Origin of the sequence: Aliiglaciecola litoralis (genome assembly GCF_039523355.1) — a bacterium.
Lineage (GTDB): Bacteria > Pseudomonadota > Gammaproteobacteria > Enterobacterales > Alteromonadaceae > Aliiglaciecola > Aliiglaciecola litoralis.
In genome coordinates this window covers 43,433-64,729 of record NZ_BAAAFD010000005.1, presented here as the reverse complement: position 1 = coordinate 64,729, position 21,297 = coordinate 43,433, and the positions used below count along the sequence as shown (strand labels likewise).

Annotated in this window: 5 protein-coding genes; all 5 read right to left on the bottom strand. The window is 41.3% G+C overall.

Annotated features, from left to right (window positions below; all coding sequences use genetic code 11):
- Positions 1–9 precede the first annotated feature (9 nt).
- Positions 10–2,049 (bottom strand): hypothetical protein, encoded by a 2,040-nt coding sequence (locus tag ABD036_RS10105; protein WP_343859425.1) that lies wholly within the window; start codon positions 2,047–2,049, stop codon positions 10–12.
- Positions 2,050–2,478: 429 nt separating this feature from the next.
- On the bottom strand, positions 2,479–7,176 hold the full coding sequence (locus ABD036_RS10100; RefSeq protein WP_343859422.1) for an FG-GAP-like repeat-containing protein: 4,698 nt from the start codon (positions 7,174–7,176) through the stop codon (positions 2,479–2,481).
- Between the two features lie 90 nt (positions 7,177–7,266).
- Complete coding sequence (locus tag ABD036_RS10095; RefSeq protein ID WP_343859420.1) at positions 7,267–12,231, bottom strand: FG-GAP-like repeat-containing protein; 4,965 nt, start codon at positions 12,229–12,231, stop codon at positions 7,267–7,269.
- Between the two features lie 173 nt (positions 12,232–12,404).
- Positions 12,405–19,448: an FG-GAP-like repeat-containing protein gene (locus ABD036_RS10090; RefSeq protein ID WP_343859418.1), complete on the bottom strand. Its 7,044-nt coding sequence runs from the start codon at positions 19,446–19,448 to the stop codon at positions 12,405–12,407.
- Between the two features lie 17 nt (positions 19,449–19,465).
- Entirely contained in the window at positions 19,466–21,244 is a 1,779-nt protein-coding gene (locus ABD036_RS10085; protein ID WP_343859416.1) for a hypothetical protein, read from the bottom strand.
- Positions 21,245–21,297 lie beyond the last annotated feature (53 nt).

Sequence of the window (21,297 nt, the reverse complement as noted above, 5' to 3'; positions counted from 1 at the left end):
ACTATTACCTTAGCAACCGTTAGTAACAATTGCGTTAGCTGACTCAGGAACATACACAACCGAACTGCTGCAATGACCTATAGTGATACCATCTAAACCTTGGTCAAAACCAGAATCAAACTCAGCGAAAGAAGACGCCTCCACGCGAATTGGCAACGCACCGTCGCCAAGGCCCGATACGCCCCAAAATCCTAGACTAGAATTTCTGTCGATATAGATTGAAGCTGACACGTAGTCAACTACGGAATTCGAACCAATTACGGTTGAATCGGCGATTTGTAAAGAAGAGTTAAATCGTACCATTGCGTTCTCAACAGTACTGCTATTTAGCGCCAACGATGAATTGAACTCAGCCACTACTTTGCCGTCAGAAGTCACGTTATTGAGAGTAATGTTCGAACCTCGTGAGGCATTTACCTCGGTCATTGGTGAGTTATCAACAATAACAGTGCTCGACTCTGCGACCAAATTATTTACAGTAGCGTCATTGACAGTCACCTGTGAGCTTGCTGCATTGATATCATTGGCCGTTGAATTACTAAAGGTCAGGGTTGAGTTTTTAGTCAGTGCAACTCCCTCGTTGACGGTAATATTTTCTGCCGTCACAGCAGAGCCACTATCGATCCAAAGTGCGCGCATTGTGGTGGCAATATTATCCGAGCCAGAAATGTTTGCTACTGACTGATTCTGTAGCTCAACGGAATCCAAGAACGTGCTGTTTTCAATATAAACAGTTGACCCCATATTGCTGTACAAACTCTTCCACTGGGCATTACTGGTTGCAAAGGTAACATTGCCATTGATTTGCATGTGCACATTAGTTGCCGCTACATTTTTTATATCAACCCAACTACTATTGCCTACAGCAGCAATATATTCAGCATTTTGGCCCATAACCCCGTTGCTCACTCTAAAATCAGATAAGTCATAAACATAAAGACCACCGGCTAAATGATTTAAATCATCAACCTGCAATTTACCATGATTTAGGCCAATAAACCCGTTGGCTATATCTAGACTAGTGAGTGATAAAATAGAATCTTTAGAAAGGTCAACAGCACCGTACATTTGCAAATCTAAGGATGCGGTGCGGTGTACATCAGTATAAAAATTTGAACCCTCAGTAATATTAACAACCGCATCCCACAGGTCGTAGTTTTCTGCTCTTTGTCCGTTAATGTATATTGTTGAAGCCAATCGCGCTGTAGAAGCTCGGCTTACAAGCGCATACTTCATGGCATCAGATTCAATGGTTACTTCACCGATAGTGCGCATCACTGCACCGCCGGTTAGACCAATACCTTGGGGGGAATTAATGGTGACATTGCCGATGTAAAATTGCGCCCCAGCTTGAGCCCATATACCCCATGCCGACGAACTATTTGGCACGTTAATAACAGTATCGCGAATGCTATTATGCGAGTTTCTTGAAAACAGCACTGCAAAGTCACTATTACCCAACGTTATATCAAGGTTCGACAAATACAATCCACCGCCAAAGCCACCTAACAAATCAACTTGTTCAGTGACCGGATCAGCGATAAGCGCAGCATTATCTGCTTCACCATTTAGTCCCAAAACTTGGCTATGGATCTGAATGACAGAGTCAGCAAGCTGATTTAGTGAACCATAACATTCCCCCGTAATTGATAAGGTCAGATGTTTAACAAAAGAATATTGCAAAAACGTTTCACGCAATGCATTTTTATCGGTTGAGCAATCTACTGACATGGCCACTTTGGGACTCATTGGTTTTTTTGCTAACGCCGCTGCGTACTGTTCGTATGTAGCCTCGCGCAAGTTCTCAACACCGTTAATAGTTATTGGTGTTAAGTCTGCGCTGTTCGAATTTTGCCCCTGTTCGAGGACAATAATTCGAGATTCGTGGTCAGCAGCGCGCGCATCCAAACTAGCAAAGTTTTGATTTACTTCTGTTGCTTTGGCTGGAGAGTTGCTCTGAAATACGAAAGGTACGTCGGCTAATGCAACGCCGGATGCCAAATATAATAAGGATGTCGATATTGCTTTTTTTACTGAAAAAATTTCCATTTAAGTCACCTTTAAAAATTGCTATGAAACATAGTTGTTGTTTTGTTTGTTAGCGCATGTGAACAGACTGCTCTCAGCGCGGTTGCGCTTAAGGTTGTGACTAAAGGCTTGATGTTAAAGCTGGCGTGCTATTAAGCATTGAATTTAGTCCCTTAAAAACAGTTAGTTAGCTAGTTATTCTAGTGTACCTAATATTTCGCTTTTGACTGTTCAATTAACCACCAAACAAGTTTGATTATTAATACATAGTTATATTTTTTAACACCTATTCGGGAGGGGAAAGTTCGGGAAGTACTCTGACAAATAAGGGTATTCGGCAAGGAAGAGAAAGAGAGGCAATCAACCTCTCTTTCAATCACTTTCACAAAATGGATTAACTATGTGGCTTTCTAACCTAAAAAGTGATCAGAGTTATTTCTTCATCTACAATTACTTAATAACCTGCCACACCGGATTAACCGTGGTGCTATACCCTGAACTATCAATACTCATACCGTTCATTAAATAGATATAGCTTTGGCCGCTTTGTGCTTGTCGCCAGAACAAATCAGCCTTGCCATCGCCATTGAGATCGGAGATATCGGCAATTTGCCAGTGAGTATTGGCCACGCTATTAATCATCGCACTGGTTTGGATCTGCCCGCCATTCATCAAGTACGCCCAGTTGCGGCCATCTCGCTGATTACGCCAGATAATATCGTCGCAGCCATCACCGTTTAAGTCACCTGCTCCGGCGATAGTCCAATCACTGCTGGCCACTTTGTTTAACACATAGCGATTGGTAATAGTTGTGCCGTTCATTAACCAGATGTAATTATCGCCGCGGGTTTTATGACGCCAAATCAAATCAGCTTTGTCATCACCGTTAACATCACCACTGGCAACAATCTCCCAGTTTAAATCTGCCACTTTTAAGTTGGCTTGAGACACTCGCGCACTCATGCCATCCATCAAGTACATCCAGGTATCACCGCGCACCGCATGACGCCACAGAATGTCATCTTTGCCGTCACCGTCAAAGTCTGCCACTTCGGCCACTTTCCAGTTGCTGTCCACTACATAGTTGAGTTGGCCATGTTGTTTAATATTAAAGCCGTCCATTAAATAGATGTAGTTTCGGCCGGTATTGCCGTTGCGCCATAAGATGTCAGATTTACCGTCACCGTCGAAATCGCCACGACCAACAATTTGCCAAGCTTGGTCGGCAATCACATTGATACCGGCACTACGAACAATGGAACGGCCATTCATGGTCCACAGCCAGTTCTGGCCGGTAGATGAATTACGCCACAGAATGTCGGCATTGCCGTCACCGTTGGTGTCGTTTGTTACTGCAGGATGATCTACTGCATTGCAATCATCGGTACAGTCTTTCCCGGAGAATCCTTGGTTACCTTTTGGCCATGGGGCAGCTGCAACGCCTCCTGCCTGACTATTTATCGAATAGACTTTATGATCGTTGGAAGCTAAATATATCTGCCCACCATTATCAATGGATGGTGCGGAAGTTATAAAAGCATCTGTTGCAAATTGCCACTTCAAGCTTCCTGATTTTGAGAAAGCAGAAAGCCGCCCTTCATTATCGCCAATTAAGATATACCCTTTTGATGTGATAATAGGAGAGCTTTCTACAAATGCATTTATAGCAGAATTCCAGTTTAGTTCACCTTGGTTAGACAACGAGAACAGTCCTTTATCGCCTGCCGCGAAATAAACATTATCTTGAGCGTCAATTGCTGGAGAACTTTTCAAACCATAACTGGCAAAGTACTCCCATCGTTTATTGCCTTCTTTACTAAAGGAATAGATTTTGCCGTCTTCTAAGCCAAAAAAAATGTTTTCATTTTTATCAATCGATATGGATGTAGTTACGGTGCGAGTGAGAGGAGTTACCCAATTTATGTCTCCTGAAGGGGCAATAGAGTATACGTTCTTCCAGCCATGTGTATAAATTGTCCCTGATTTTGCTACCGAAGGATTACTATTTATGTAGCCCCCTGTAACTAGACTCCACTTAATGTTCCCATTGAAATCAATTGCATATAAATTAAAATCTCTTGACGTCACGTAAATTGTACTAGTTCGATCAGACGATAGCCCTAATATGCCTGTGAATCCATTACCTTCAATTTGCTTCTTCCAAATTACGCTTCCTTGAAGATCTAACTTCACAATCAGGCCATCCATATCACCAAAATAAAGATATTTATCATCGACTAAAAGAGGGGCTGTTCGAATTAAAGATGTCCCTTCATAAACCCATCTTAGTTGCCCATCTTTACTCATTGCGTAAAAATTCCCATCATCAGAGCCAAAATAGATGTTGTTAAGGCTATCTACTACCGGTGACGAGTGCTTTATCATCCCGTTTGTTAAAAATGACCAGTACATACCTCCTTCTGACCTGCTGTTTCCAATTTGAGCATTCTTGGGATCATCGTCTTCGCTGTCTGGAACACCATCGTTATCGTCATCTTGATCTGCATTGTCGCCAATAAAGTCACCGTCAAAGTCTAGAGTTTCGGTTTTATCCCAAGGGAAAGCATCGTCTTCGTCCAATACACCATCGCCATCATCGTCTGTGTCGATTTGGTCATAAACACCATCTTGATCCAGATCCTCAGGTAAGTGCTCTGCGGATTTGTCGGATGCGTTATTTTTGCCATTTTGCAACTCGCTTGGCCAAGGTGAATCCTGTATTCCCTCTAGCAAACTAGAGTACGCAAAGTGTGGCGTACCAAAATGAATAACTCCGGATGAAGATATTGTGGCAGGAGAATTTGGGCTGGTTTTGTATGGGGAAACATCAATCTTAGACAGTATTTCTCCATTTTGTGAAAAGCGCCAGATATAATCGACGTCTGTTATAAAAATACTTCCGTCACTACCAATCGTGGCTGCCGATGGGTTGCTTGAAAGTTGATACTGCCAGTTCAATAGCCCATTTCGGTCGATAGAAGCAAAATGATAAGTGCCGCCAACTAACAGATCTCCTTGCTTTGAAATTGTAGGACGCTTTCTAAATTGAAACTCACCATCCCATTGATATTTCCATTTTAAACTGCCATTGGGATATACCGCATATAAGGTATTATCAAAATCACCAAAGAAGACTGTACCAAATTGGCCAATAGAAGGAGCCGCATTTATCCTATAATCGGTATGAAATTGCCATTTAATGTTACCTAAACTATCTATTGCTATTAATCGACCAAAATCACTAACATTATCAGTGGCCGTTATGTATATCGAACCATCAGCTGCTAGCGCTATTCCTCCAACTTTCTGAATTTCAGTGAGGGAAATCTGTCTCAATATAGTGCCTAGCGGATCGAGCTGATATAGTTCTAACTGGTTAGCATAACCACCAACAATATTAATTTTTCCATTTTTATCTTCGACAGGGGAAATGACAGGCTTCTTTACTAAATCGAAGTGTTGAGTCCATTTTAACTGTCCATCAGGTTTGAAGGCATACAAAGCACGATATTTACCAGTACTAACATAGATATCACCATTATCTGCAATAACTGGTGCGTATAGATCCGCGAAGGTACCAAAGTTATATAGCCACAAGATTTTTCCTGATGGGCTGAGTTTATAAAACCGTCCATCTCCATTACCCGATACTACATAAGTATTACCCATAGTATCTAGAGCAATAGATTCTTCCGTTTGCGGATTTTTTGTTGGCTCAAATTTCCACAATAGATTAGTTCGTTGAACATTATCCCAGTATTGATTGTTAGTAGGTTCATTGTCCTCTAGATCTGGGATACCATCGTTATCATCATCTAGATCTCTAAGATTACCCACGCCATCACCATCAGTGTCCAAAGTTTCTAATGGATCGTAGGGTAGTCCGTCTATTTGATTAGCTACATTGTCGTTATCTATATCGTCGTCAATTTCATCCAATAATCCATCGTAGTCAAAATCACGAGTCCACAAAGGGGCCGAATTGTTATTGGCTAAACTACCCCCTATTTTAGGCCAAGGTGAATCACTCAGTGAGCCTGCGTCACTCTCTATTGACATTATTTGCTTATCATCAGTTGCCATAATTATATCGCCAAAGCGGGTGACGGTTGGTGAGAAACTAGAGTGACTTAAATTCGGTTTCTGCCACAAAATGTCGCCGTAATTATTAAGAACCGTTAATCCTGAATCCCTTTGAGATACAATAATCTTTCTACTTTTAGTAATGACAGGATAAGTAGATTTTACCCCAAGTGAAGAATCTTCGTATAAGTCAGTAATCCAGAGCAAACTTCCGTCTGCACGAAGAGCGTGAAGCTCTCCCTTTTCAATTTGGTAAATCTCCCCTTGAGGTCCTACGATTTGAGCCCCTTCTCTTTTAACCAACCTTCTCGAATCAATCCATTGCTTCATACCTTGCATTGAAATTGATGCCATACCTTGCGATGAATCGACAATAACAGTGTTATTTAGACCTACAACAGGATTTCTAAGCATTAGCGAATTACCCTGCCTAGATATAGTTTCAGACCACCTTCTTTGACCTTCCATATTAAATGATTGTAAAGAATAGCTAGCAACATATAGGTTGTTTTCTTGATCGAAAATTGGACGAGAAGATATTTCGCTTTCAAGTAAATCACGCCACAACAATCTACCATAATTATCAATCACGAGCAGAGCACCGCTCTTTAGGACAAGTGCTATCTCACCATTGATTGAAATCGATGGACCAATATCTGCAGTTCCGCCCGTAATAAGTGTTCTAAAATTTTTATCTCCGTTTTGAGAGTAACTTTCCAAGATTGTTTGGCCTTTTAACAAAGAGGAAGATATGATCAGAATATTGCCATCAATATCAATTATTGGAGCGTCGATAAACTTAAAAGTATCATCGGGCAACAATGACCAGTTTAAAACACCATTTTTATCCAAAGAGGTTACCTTTCGTCCCCCTTCGTTAAATATAAGATTATCGCCTTTATCTATTGCAACGGTGGATTGAACTATTTCATCAGTCTGATATGTCCATTTGATATCACCATTAGCAGCTAATAGAGAAAAGGAAATTTGGAACATAAAGAGAAGCGCGCACAAAAATTTAGCTACAAAACAGAAAATACTAAATACTGCGGGACTGTTTAACACGTTGTTTCTCCAAAATATGATTAAAAAAAGTTGTCGTCTCAAATTCGACTTCCAAATCGCACGCTGTTTAACAATTAGTTTACTTCACTCTTAGTTGATTGCATTCCATGAGGGGTTAGCAATGTTGCTATACCCTGAACTATCAATGCTCATACCGTTCATTAAATAAATATAGCTTTGGCCGCTTTGTCCTTGGCGCCAGAACAGGTCGGCCTTTCCATCGCCATTGAGATCGGAGATATCAGCGATTTGCCAGTGAGTATTGGCCACGCTATTTATCATCGCGCTGGTTTGGATCTGCCCGCCATTCATCAAGTACGCCCAGTTACGACCGTCTCGCTGATTACGCCAGATAATATCGTCGCTGCCATCACCGTTTAGGTCACCGGCTCCGGCGATAGTCCAATCGCTGCTGGCCACTTTATTGAGTACATATCGATTGGCAATGGTGGTGCCGTTCATTAACCAGATGTAATTATCACCGCGGGTTTTATGACGCCAAATCACATCGACTTTGTCATCACCGTTAACATCACCACTGGCGACAATCTCCCAGTTCAAGTCGCTAACTTTCAAATTGGCTTGAGACACTCTTGCGCTCATGCCATCCATTAAGTACATCCAGGTATCACCGCGCACCGCATGACGCCACAAAATGTCGTCTTTACCGTCACCGTCAAAGTCAGCCACTTCTGCCACTTTCCAGTTGCTGTCCACTACATAGTTGAGTTGGCCATGTTGTTTAATATTAAAGCCGTCCATTAAATAGATGTAGTTTCGGCCGGTATTGCCGTTGCGCCATAAGATGTCAGATTTACCGTCACCGTCGAAATCGCCACGACCAACAATTTGCCAAGCTTGGTCGGCAATCACATTGATACCGGCACTACGAACAATGGAACGGCCATTCATGGTCCACAGCCAGTTCTGGCCGGTAGATGAATTACGCCACAGAATGTCGGCATTGCCGTCACCGTTGGTGTCATGCTTGACGTTTACACTATCAATTGTTGAACGATTTGGATCCAGTGGATACGCATCATCGCCATCTAAAACACCGTCATTATCTGTATCTTTGAGCAGTGGGTTAGTACTAAATTGCACTTCTTCAAAATCGGTTAAACCATCGTTGTCAGAGTCAGAGTGATAACGGTCCGTACCATGAATTATCTCTTGTTCATCAATTAATCCATCACCATCAAAATCCCCGTCAATCGAGACCGCTATAACCTCGGTCGGTTCACTGCAGATATTTTGCTTGCAAGCGCGAGCATAAATAAACAGCCCCTCACTCTCAACATTAGGGATGATTTCGTCAGATTCGTTACTTTGTTTCCACATCGTCATATTATTGCGGTTTGAACCGGTAAAAATCTGAATCGATTCGGCGTCAACCAGTTGCCAAGTCAGGTTAATAGCGCGACTTTGTTCTAATACATTTGCCTTAAAACTTGCAATTCCTAAGTAAAACGCTGCGTTCGCTTGGCCGCTCACAGTTGGCGAGCACCGATCTTCATGACAGGTTTTACCCAATAATATATATTTGCCATTTTGCTCAATCTGTATATTTGTTGTTTGATGATTTACGTTTATCAACGAATCTGACCAGACAAGTTCCAACGTATTATTGCGACCAACTCGGTAAAGACTAGCCTTAACCGCAGGACCATTTGGATAAGCCGCATTTCTGTAAAAGACAGCTGACAAACTGGCTTCACTGCCGTATGAATCTAGGCGCGCGGTATCCAATGGGTGAGGTCTATCGGTATTAAACGGAGTACCTGTGATCCTGAGATTAGCAACGCCCGCGTCAAAGGCGTGAGAGCTGAACGTAAAGCCGGAAAAATCAGGATTAATGGTTAGAATGGAAGATACGTTTTCTGGTTCTAACGTCATTCCTTGAATTCTGACAGTTAACAAATCATTTTGATCAATTTCTCCGCTAACGTTCATCCAACGAGAATCAATATCTTCGATATTTATTTTAGTGAACTTTGTTAAATCTGCACCTACCACAACGTACACACTATTTGGGTCGATAAAAAGCGGCTGACCAGAGCAATTGGCCCCACCTTTATAGACACGAACTAAGTCAGTGTTAAATTTTGAAAATTCACCATAACTAACATATTGCTCAAATTTGATACCACTAGAAATAATTTTTCCACAGAAGAAGGGATCGTAGTTTTGTAGAAAAAAGTCAAAGCTAAATGTTACTCCATTGGCGATATGCACATTTTGTAATGTCGAAATCGTATTACCACTAATTTTAATTCCAGCCTGTCCATCAGCCACTAAATACTCACTATTGTCAAAAATGAGTTGGCTTATCGCTTGATCAATCACTTGTGTATTTTTTGCGGCGATTATTGCTGAAAGTGGTTGTGAAAAATCACTACAAATTTGGTTGTAACAGTTCCGCCCCCAAAAATAGCCTGTTTTAGGTTTATATTCGTTACCAATGACTTGAGATATAACGTGCAAAGCGTTTGTAGGTTGTGGACCTGAATAAGTTTGCAGCGGCATTTTTTCGCCATGCAACGACTCAGACCAATAAACTTCTCTGTCAGCACTACCAAATGTGCGATCCCATTCTACGGCTACACTATTAAAACTATTAAAATTTAAAAGTGTAAGCTGCGGCGCAGTGCGCGGCATTTCTTCAGGGATAAATAACCTTCCTAGTTTGTAAGCTGGATTTATCCTACATTCAGAACCAAAACAGAACTCTACCCAAAAGTAATAGTCTTTTTCTAACTCTGCGTCGTTGAATATCGTGCTGCCATATCCAGAAAACTGTTCATCTGTGTTAAATAAGCGTTTTTCACCGTCGATGGAATCAGAAACATAAAGATTTACCCGTGATATATTGTCAGCCTCAAAGTTGTAGGATTCTAACTGATAAGTAATATAGATTGCTTCTTCGAATGACTTAGATACTTCTGAGATAACAACCGGAAAAAACCTTCCTATTGGTTTAGTAGTATAGTGCGCTGAATCACTTTGATTTGAGCAGCCAATTAAATTACACGCTGTTAAATTATACTCATAACTTATACCTGGATTTACGTCATCATCTATGAATTCGTTGGTGTAAATCTTGGTGACACTCTCATAACCAGAAAAACCACCGCTTTTGCGCCACAGTTTGTAATAAGATGCATCACTTACGCGAGCAAAGGATATTTTTAATGCATTACTATGCAACTGGCTAATAGTGGGTTTTTCAATATTCACACTTGGAATACGTTCAAACGAAGATGTGCTGGTTAATATTGCATCACTGAAGTCACTGCATGCGTAATTGGTGCAAATACGTGCTTTAACATATTTGGTCTGGCCTTTATTTAAGCCATAAATGTAATTTGAAAAATCTGCGCTGTTATTGTCTGGTATTTTTACATATTCACCATTTAATGAATTCGCTACGTAAAACTCCGCTCCAGTTAAATTTGGTAAAGGATCAACATAAACGTATATCTGTTTGTCAAATCGATTAAGGTGGGTTTTAACGATTGGCGCATCAGGTTTAATTACTATTCCAATGTCATAATCAATACGACCTTTGGCAACATTGGATTGCAGCCCGGTTTTTTGATCGATTATAGGTTTAAGAAAATAATAATAGTCAGATCCCGGTGCAGCCGTGTAATCAACGAAGCGCGACGCATCTCCAGCAACTTTAGCTATCGGAATAAAAGCATAATCAAATAAAGAGTTGCCTTGTTTACGATACACTTCGATTTGGTCGGCATTGTTGATAGCGGTCCAATTGAGTTCTATTTTATCTCGATATACCTCAAAGGATGCGCTGAAATCGCTTATCGTTGAAACTTGCGAAGCATAACTCTCAATTCCACTAAATATGACATCATAAGAGCGTGTACAAAAATCATTTACACATCCCTCGATTTGATAGTAATAAACACGATCTGGCATGATATTGCTATCGACATAAGTGTACTGCGCACCAATCCCAATATCTTTAGTATCAATCAAGGATTCTTGACCAAACATCGCATCCCTGCGGTATAATTTTATCGATTCAAATTTGTCTAATCGATTTTCACCCACGCTCACTAAAGCAAAGTTAGCAAAGCCTTTGACTTTAACTTCTGGCGCTCCTTCGTTATAGCGATTGAGTGCGCGGATGGGATCTATGGCCAAAAACTTCCCTGTGTCACACACTTTCTTTTCATTACAGGCGGAAACCTTGACAACCAAACCACTTTTTTCGTTGTCAGATAAATTAAAAACGTAGGAATTAGACTGTGTTTCAGCGAATTTACTATATACAAAGGTATCAGGTGACTGCTTAAATAAACCAAAGGTTGTTAACGCATTAGGTTTATCCCAAACAAGTTTAACTTCACCCAATGTTTCATCAATGAAATAACGTAAATTACTAACTAAGCCCTCTTCTTTTGCAGATATCGATAAAGCAGTGCTCTCACCGCATTTACCTTTAAAACAAGCAGACGCTAATAATTGTGCTTCAAAACCGGTTGGGATGTGGATCTCTAAACTGGTTTCAGCAGTAGAATAGTGTTCATTGTTGTTGCCAGCTTTGACGAACAATTGATATTCATCAACGCCTTCAATTGCGTTCCATGACGCTCTATGGCCTGTTGGAATTAAATCTGAATCTGCGACGGATAATCCGGTTAATATAGGAGGGTTGGCTAATGCGACATTGTTAATGCTGGTTGCTTCCGAGCAATTGGATTCACTAACACAAGCAGCCACCATATAAGTAAACATATTACCCGCATGAAAATCATTTTCATCAATAGGCACTTCTCCCCTATCGACAATATTTGGTTGGTTTACATTGCCTACTTTATAAACCATATCGGGGGTTGCTTGATTAACGCGAAAAACAGAATAGCGAGGTGCATCACCTGACCAAGTTAACTCAACTCTGTCGAACAAACCTGTGGATGCAACAATGTCAGCGGGTTTTTGTGGAGTCTCTGTTGTGGTATTTAGTGTTGGTTGTGCCGCAGAGTTAAAGCAAAATAAACTGACAACTAATAAAAAAATCCATTTTTGCATCTTCAAAGTCATTCCCTAAAGGCTAGTGCCTGTACAAATAAAAAATTCCTCGAAGATACTATTCAATATTAAACTGAAATGCTATCACTTTTATTAGATTCCAATTGCTGTTTAGCAAACGATGCACTCTATGCGAATGCATCGCCATGCTATGGGCTTTAATTTGCATTAGATTACTGGATCACCTGCCACACCGGATTAACAGTGGTGCTATACCCTGGACTATCAATACTCATACCGTTCATTAAATAGATATAGCTTTGGCCGCTTTGTGCTTGTCGCCAGAACAGATCGGCCTTTCCATCGCCATTGAGATCGGAAATATCAGCGATTTGCCAGTTAGTATTGGCCACGCTATTTATCATCGCGCTGGTTTGGATCTGCCCGCCATTCATCAAGTACGCCCAGTTACGACCGTCTCGCTGATTACGCCAAATAATATCGTCAGTGCCATCACCGTTTAAGTCACCGGCGCCGGCGATAGTCCAATCACTGCTGGCTACTTTATTGAGTACATATCGATTTGTGATAGTTGTGCCGTTCATTAACCAGATGTAATTATCGCCGCGGGTTTTATGACGCCAAATCACATCAGCTTTGTCATCACCGTTAACATCACCACTGGCGACAATCTCCCAGTTTAAATCTGCCACTTTTAAGTTGGCTTGAGACACTCGCGCACTCATGCCATCCATTAAGTACATCCAGGTATCGCCGCTCACAGCATGGCGCCACAAAATGTCGTCTTTGCCGTCATCGTCAAAGTCAGCCACTTCTGCCACTTTCCAGTTGCTGTCCACTACATAGTTGAGTTGGCCATGTTGTTTAATATTAAAGCCGTCCATTAAATAGATGTAGTTTCGGCCGGTATTGCCGTTGCGCCACAAAATATCCGATTTACCGTCACCGTCGAAATCGCCACGACCCACAATTTGCCAAGCTTGGTCGGCAATCACATTGATACCGGCACTGCGAACAATGGAACGGCCATTCATAGTCCAAAGCCAGTTTTGCCCTGTTGAGGTGTTACGCCACAAGATGTCGGCATTGTCGTCACCGTTGGTGTCATGCTTGACGTTAAAACTATCAAATGTTGAACGATTTGGATCAAGCGGATACGCATCATCACCATCTAACACGCCGTCATTATCATCGTCGGTATCGGCATTATTGCCTATTCGATCAGAATCGGTATCCACACTCTCGGCAGGATCAAGCGGAAAGGCATCTTCACTATTGCTAACACCATCTTGATCGATATCATTTGAGCGCTCTTTGAGACTATCTAATAAACGAGCGTCAGATAATTTCGCTTTGCCTTGCGTTGCTTCCCAGAAGTTGTTTAGTCGTAAGTAATCGTCGTTTCCTTGACGTGTAAAGTTGTTGACCAAATGAGTATGGTTATGCCATTCCTCATCGGTTAGCACCTCTTTAGAAACCACCACAAAGAGTGCATTCAACGAGCGCTGGGTTGATCCTGATTGTGGGTTACGTTGACCATTACTTGCGACAATTTGATCCATCGTAACTGTATTGAATGAATCAAGCTCAAAAATACCATTTATTTGTGTTGCTATCGGCATCTGCGCCGGCTCCAATATATCGGGTACTTCGTTTTGCGAATTGAATCCCATTAAATACAGCTCTAATGGGCTATAGGGTATGGAGTTATCTCCAGGGCCTTGGCCAGAAAAGCCAACAAGTCCTTCTCGAGCGTCAGTAAGCCAATATTCATTGGCCTGAGGTAGTGAATGAGCGATATAAAAATCACTCCACCCACCTAACTGCCCGCCCGAACTTACATAACCCCAGTGATAGCGCTGACTATCCTCCCATCCAAGCCAATCTCGTTGGCGCATTGACTCTAATGGACTTGATAAATAATTACCCCATCGATGTCCCATTTCATGTAAAGATGGCCCAAAGATAAGGTCATCTTTAGTACTGAGCACAACAATACTTTCCAATTTACCTGCACTGCCATATTCTGCGGAGAAATCAAACACACCTTGACCAATACCGGTTACGTCATTTTGTACTGGCGTATGATAGCCATAAGGTGCAGGCCAGCCGATATATTCGTCTTCATTGAATATCAGGAACACAAACTCATAGTCGTCTTCTACTTGTGAATAGATCGCCTGAGTCAGTCGCTTTAATGCTTGTTTTTGCTCGAAAGAGCCTGAGCCAGCTAGCACCAGATCATAATCAGTTTCTCGCTGTGGAATCAAATTCACCAATGCTAACTGCTCATTGATGTAAAGCTTATCGTTGTTGTCTAATGTTGTCAGGTTAGTATCAGCAAAACTACGTTGCTGGTAGCCAGCATTATTTACCCCATCAACTTCAAAGGTCATTTGGTAAATTTTACCGCCGGATTGTTGTTCGAATGTTTTGGCATCCGTTATCAAATAAAGGGTATCTTTATCGCCTGCCAGTGCAAAGTGATGAAGGCTATCTGCAACGACATCCATTCTTGGTCCCTGATACCATTCACGGGTTTGCGTGTCATATACATAGGATTGCCAAGTTTCTGGGATCCAATTGGGGTGTCCTAGATTTCCTGCAAATATTAAAAGATGACCAACACTTGTCATTTGCGCATTATAAAACGCACTGGGCAGTAAAATTTCTCCCCAAGTTTTGGTTGTTAAATCGTAGGTATTTATGCTTTCGCTGGGCGTAGGCATGTCTATTCTTTGGCTAAAATAGACTGTACTGCCAATTCTTTGTGCATCAGAAAGAGATGGAAGATCAGGCGTTTCCCCGGCAACTGACCAAGTGTCCGATGCAATATCGTAAACTTGAATCTCTGTGCGCCAAGTGGCTTGCTCCTGAAGATTTGTAAATACGAAACCATCGTCATCGATACCAAAGATCGCTTTGTTCTCAGTATCGAAACCAAAGCCACCGAACACATACATTTTGCCATTGAATTCAACACTTTGGGCATGTGTGCGCGCTAAAGGGGCCGCTGTCAATCGTATAGTAGATTTGGTGACAGGATCGAACTCGATTAAATCATTTGCGGCAAAATTGATGTTATTTGAGCTACCACCATAGGAAAGTAGTCGACCTTGATAACTCACAATTGCATTGCCCTTAAAAGCAATATTTTTGCCTTGGGTGGGCGTTTCCTCAAATCCATCAGTACTAAAGCTTAGTACTGAATCACTAACAGAGCTGCCTCTATCAAACAGGTTACCCATGAACCAATGTAATCCGTTTTCGGTGATCATCGGCGCGGCTAGATTTGGCTCATACCAACCGCTAAATCTGGCAATACCGTCGTGCTCGGACAATAACTGCCATTGATTAATGCGGATTGGGCTGGCGTTTGCGGGCTCTAGATCCTCGCCATCATTAAAACCGTCTCCGTCAGTGTCTGGATTGGTAGGATCAGACCCTGCATTAAATTCATCTAAATTACTTAAGCCGTCATTATCTGAATCTAAACTCGCGTCACCGGCATCAAATGCGGATAAACCATAGGTATCCTCAAACGTATCCGGCATGCCATCGTTATCATCATCCGGATCTGCGTCATTGGCGATACCATCACTATCATTGTCATTATTAACACCCACTAACAAAATATAATGGTTTGGTTTATCAAACGATAAGGCAGAAATTACCGGTTCGAATTGATTAGTTAATTGAAAGCTCTCTGCAGCAATAGTGATTTGATTGCTCGCTTGAGTAAAATCAAACTCGTGATAAAAGCTACCGTCTTCATCAACTGATATTACAGTATCATTTAGAAAGACTCTACTGACAGGCAGGTCTGTATCAGTATTGTAAACCCGCCCTTGGATAGTAAAAACAGGCAGATAGGTTGCAGATATGGTAGTTGTTCGGCTTATTTCACCGGCACGAGCGGTAATTAACAGGTTAACCGACTGGCCATAGATGCTTTCTATAACTGGTGCAGTGAAAGTCACTTTATTATTGATTGTGTGACCTGAATATACAGGGACGGCGATTCCATTCTGTGCTCGCATCACCACATCAACATTTTCTAGGCCATAGTTAACACCTGCTTTGGTAACTTGATTGAGTGCAAAATCTAACGAAAAGGATTTTGAGGCCCGCATGGTAGTAGGCGAATTATTCAATGTGATTTCACTAAATATTACTTCGTCGGTATCGTTCGATTGGTAATTAAATAAACGACCATTTACCGTTATAGAATACTCATCGGCATAACCAATGTTGTCGCCACCGTAAGCCGTTATATGATAATTATCAGTTAAAGATTCACTGGGGAAGAAACATACCGTTTCAAATGCAGTGTCTGAACTGTGTTGCTTAAAGTAACCTTTATCTGCTTGCCACCAATAATAAGGGCTCACACGAACATCTGCAGCAAAGGTAGCGGCTGCAGTTAATTTTACAACGGTTGTGCTGACACCACATTCAGCTAATGCAGTAGCGCCACTAATGACGCTCTGCTCTATGTTAGTGATATCGATGCCGTCCAAATCAGACTCATAATATTCGGGCAAATAGGACTCACCAATTCGCTTTTGTAAATGCATAGCGCCATCAACACTATCGCGATCATAAAAGCCAATGCCCCCGTGCAAATAATTACCATCAAATGCGTGTTTTGCACGATTTAATATTAGCAAAGATTCTCTAATAGTGAGAGCTTGCGCTGGATGCAAGAAGTTGTCATTACCCACCACAAGACCATGTTTTACCGCAGTATTAAAGTAGGGTTTTGCCCAGCTTGCCCATACTGATTCAGTGTTAAAATCTGAAAAGTCCTGAATATAAGCAGTACCCTCGACAATTGGCAGATTTAACCCTTTGATAACCATTGAGATAAACTCTTGTCTTGATACCTTATCAAAAGGCCTGAAATTACTGTTTTCTTTAGTAATTACGGTTTGAGTACGGATCCCGTGGTAATAGGCTAATCGCAATAAAGAAGGCAGATACCATTCATCATTGGGTACATCAGCGAATGTATTAACAAGAGTTGAGGTGTCAATTTTAAAATCGACGACTGTATTAGATAAAAAAACATCTAATGCCGCAGTTGCTTCAGCACGAGATAAACCCGTATCTATATTGGCGGCACTAACAATGTTACTGAATAAAGGTTGATTAGCCGATATAAACGATATTAACGACTCAAGTCCTTCTTCATTTTCTGATTGCGTAATCGTTACGTGCCAATTGCTTGAACCGCTAATAATTTCCCCGCCAACCTGAGTTTTCAAATACACTCGTTGTGAGCCAGCCACTTCGGCGATACAACTAAAAATTGCTCGATTTGAACTAATTGAATTGACACTGCACAAACCTTGTGTACCTTCAATATTTGCCACCATGCTATCGGGTAAGTTAGTTCCATTGACGGTTAGTATGAACGCTTGGTTTATGACGGCACTTGCAGGGCTGAAAGAACTAACAAAAGCGCCTTCTTCACTATCGGTTATGATTATCTCCCAACTGCTCGAACCGCTGATAATGTCTCCGCCAGCTTGGGTTTTCACATAAACACGTTGCGAGCCTGCAACTTCAGCAACACAATTAAAAGACGTTTGACTTGAGCTGGTTGAATTTATGCTACATAAACTTTGTGACCCTTCGATATTTGCCACTATTGTGCCAGGTAAATTATTACCGTTAACCGTCAATGTGAACGACTGATTTTTGATTGCGTTTGCCGGACTAAATGAATTTACACTGGGGCCGACTTCGCCTTCGGTTATGGTCATTTCCCAAAGACTTGTGCCACTTATAATGTCCCCGCCAGCTTGGGTTTTGACATAAACACGCTGTGAGCCCGCAACTTCGGCGACACAATTAAAGGTAGCGCGACTAGAACTGGTTGAGTTGACACTGCATAGGCTTTGCGAGCCCTCTATGTTAGCAACAATGGAGTTCGGTAAGTTGTTACCGTTAACCGTTAGGGTAAATGTTTGGTTTTGGGTTGCACTGACTGGACTATAGGAGTTTGCACTTGGCACTGTATCGTTGATAACCATCTGCCAATTGTCTGAGCCACTGATAATGTCTCCGCCTGCTCGGGTTTTGACATAAACACGCTGGGAGCCTGCGACTTCGGCGACACAATTAAAGGTAGCGCGACTAGAACTGGTTGAGTTGACACTACATAAACTTTGAGACCCCTCAATATTGGCTGCAATGCTGCTGGGTAAATTATTGCCATTAACAGTTAAGGTGAACGCTTGGTTTTTGTTTGCGCTCACTGGACTATAGGAATTTGCACTTGGAACAGTATCATTGATGACCATCTGCCAACTGTGTGAACCACTAATGATCTCTCCGCCTGCTCGGGTTTTCACATAAACCCGTTGAGAGCCTGCGACTTCGGCTACACAATTAAAGGTAGCGCGACTTGCGCTAGTTGAGTTAACACTACATAAACTTTGCGATCCCTCAATATTGGCCGCAATGCTGTTGGGTAAATTACTGCCATTGACCGTTAGGGTGAACGCTTGGTTTTTATTCGCACTGACTGGACTGTATGAGTTAGCGCTAGGAGCGTTATCATTAATGACCATCTGCCAATTGTGTGAGCCAGTGATAATGTCTCCGCCGGCTCGGGTTTTCACATAAACCCGTTGTGAGCCAGCAACCTCAGCAACACAATAAAAAGTGGCTCGGTTTGAACTCGTTGAAATGGTATTACATAAACTTTGCGAGCCCTCTATATTGGCCACAATGCTATTGGGTAGATTGCTACCGTTTACGGTTAAGGTGAACCCTTGTTCTAGGTTTGCGCTAACGGGACTGTATGAATTGGCTTGCGGATTTAACTGTCTAACGTCAATCGTTTCATTGATAGAAAATGCAAAGTTTTGCGTGCCACTCTCATTTACGGTTTGCAATAACACATAAAAACTCCCTTGCTCGGCAGTAAATGAAACATTGCGGCTAGAGCGACCAATTAAATCGCTGCTAGTTGCAACGATATTCGACACATCGAAGTTTGATTTATATACCGAGAAGTGAGTTGTATAGTTCCATCTGCTGCCATTGGCGGTTGTCACTGTTACAATGACGTTACTACCCGACATACTCGCGGTAGCGTATATGGTGCCATCATCCGAATAAATCCGACCGCCGTTCACCTGAACTTTGTCACTATACAACCTGACATTGGCGTTAGTGACTTCATACTCCGCGGCAAAAACTGACAGTGAACAAACAATTAACAGTAAAGAGAAGGCGAATTTCATGTTTAACATCCTGTTTCTCATTTTTCAGTCCACCAAATAGGATACGAATTATTTTTTACAAAAATAGTCCTGGTCAGCCACACCATCGCGTTTGCGTCTAATACAAAACTATCCAATTGGTTGACATTTAAGTCCCGAGAGACAATTTTGTACCTTCTTAATTTGAGATAATGTTGAATATCGGTATAACCAATGAAATTATCATCAACCTGAAGTGAAAGAAGTTTAATGATTTCTCGCTTGGGTATCGTTTTTTCCCAATTAGCTTGAAAAGTCTCATCGTCTTCAACGCATATCTCAAAGTCTGGGATTTCTTCCCTTTGCATAAAGTTACAAGCTGCAGACATAGTCTCTATAAAGCGACCTTTATATGGGTAGAATGCTCGAATATACGGAAATAGGAATTCTTTATACGTCGTTAGCTGAATATTCACGTCGCTTTCAACAACACCCGATTTACTTAAGTATTGAAGATAGGGCGTGTAATAGTTAACTCTAGACTTCTCAATCTCTTCCCCGCTATTAACGACAAGACCGAAGTGAGAATAGGAAAAATGAAGATACAAAGAACGAGCTATTTCCATTTGCTCCATACGTAAATGTAAATATTCTTCACCTAATGAAGCTCGCGACATAGATGTACGATATATATTGGTTTTATCACCAAAGACCTTAATCGCTTCAAATGAAATATCTGCTAAGTCATGGGCAACGGATGTTCCCGTTATCCCTGTTACATTAGCAATGCTTTGCAGTAAATCAGCCATGGTAACCAATAACTGACTTTCTAAGAATGACAATGAATTTTGGATTGGATATTTTAAATAATCATCTTGCGGATAATAACTTTCAATGACGTTCAAAGAATCGATCATTTTCGAATAATTAATGATTTTTTGAACATCATTAATAATATGAGCAAGTTTGCTTGCATTTGAGCGTTTCATTACTGCTAATTCAGTTTCAAATAGCAGCATCGCTCTTTCTTTACTCTCTTGACTCATGTAATTTTCATTTGTGGCTTCCATAAAATCTAAAGCCAGTGGAACTAATTTAATATAACTCCCAACATGTTGAAGTTGTTCAATGGTTTCTTTAATTGATTTCACAGCTTTGGCATATTTTGCCGCTCTGAGAAAAGTGGCTTCAGACACTTTCCATGCCAATGGCACTGTAGATTTAACTTGAAATGCACTGGCTATAAAGTGCTCACCAAGCTCCGCGAATTGATAAGACGCAGAATGAAATGGATCTTTGTACTCTTCCTCAAACTCTGCAGCTTGATCGTTAAATATATCTACTTGCCGTTGCCAAATATCCCAGCTTTCAACCGAATTTTGTAATAACAAGCTATCGTCAATTTTGTTTAATGTTACCCGACCAAACTTTTCGTACTCAGATTCTAAAGTTGAAAACTTTATAAGCGTTAATAAGGTTTCTGAAAGTGTAAATTTGTTAACTCCCTTACCATAAGTCACTCCTTTCAATTCACTTAAAGCCGCGCTTAAATTTGGCTTATTTTCCAAAATCAAATCATCTAAGAACGTCCTTATCTGCCCAGCCTTGCGCTGCCGCTTTAGTTCCTCAAAGTATGAATTGAACTGCAAGAACGACGAGTTAATATTGCATAACCTGCTATCAATTTCGATACACAAATAGGATTGATTTGTGGCGATTTTTTTCTTTGCTGTATCGGTCAAATTTGCATTGACTGACCAACTAAGGAAAGAAATTAGTAGAAGGCAATGCAACTGTAGTCGCTTTATTAGTGAAATTTTGATGACAAGTGAATTCATGAACAATCCATATTACGTCTGGTTAATACAATGATTAACAATGATGGAACACA